This is a genomic window from Carboxylicivirga linearis (assembly GCF_018271995.1).
GTDB classification, from domain to species: domain Bacteria; phylum Bacteroidota; class Bacteroidia; order Bacteroidales; family Marinilabiliaceae; genus Carboxylicivirga; species Carboxylicivirga linearis.
The window spans coordinates 1-620 of the sequence record NZ_JAGUCO010000127.1 but is presented as its reverse complement, the minus strand read 5'-3'; the positions used below and the strand labels follow the sequence as shown (position 1 = coordinate 620).

The 620-nt window shown below is 33.5% G+C and carries 1 protein-coding gene; it reads right to left on the bottom strand.

Going from position 1 to position 620, the window contains the following annotated elements:
• Window positions 1-554 (bottom strand): phage integrase SAM-like domain-containing protein (locus KEM10_RS23980; protein WP_212220996.1); only part of this gene is annotated, 554 nt, incomplete at its 3' end.
• Window positions 555-620 lie beyond the last annotated feature (66 nt).

The following is a 620-nucleotide window of genomic DNA, read 5'->3' as shown; positions in this document are numbered from 1 at the left end:
AATATTGTCCTTGTCGAAGCCATATAAGTATTGATTGATGACATTGAAAGATTTTGTGTCACCATCCATTGCTCATATTTCTCTAGTTCATTTACAGTTAGTTCTCTAAAGTCGATTTGATTACTGCCAAAATACTTTTTTAGGGTTCTCATTGCGGTAGTGAATTGCGCCCAACTACACCATTGGTCATTATCTCCAAATTCTTTAATACGCCTTTCAAAATAGAATAGAATATTTGTAAGGTCACCTCCAGCAATACCAAATTTTGTTTTAAACTGCCTGAACGAAAAAGTTTCCATTGAGGCAATAATCTTATTGGCTTTATCTTCAATTAATGAAAACTCTAGCTTGATGTCCTTAAATACACCTCTTGGTTTTGGAGCGAGAACTTTATTGAATTCCTCTGGCGTAAATTCATAAACACGCTCTTTATTATCAATGCTGTAATACATTTGTTTACGGTTGTATGTAACCCTGAGTTTAGCAGGATGCTTACCATTCTTCTTAGTTTGGCTTTTATATAAAACTATCGACGTACTAACTTTTGCTCCCATACAAACTGTTTTTCGTTTTTTTACTATATTGTACAACCCTTTATTTACTGGGTGTTTTGTATGTTT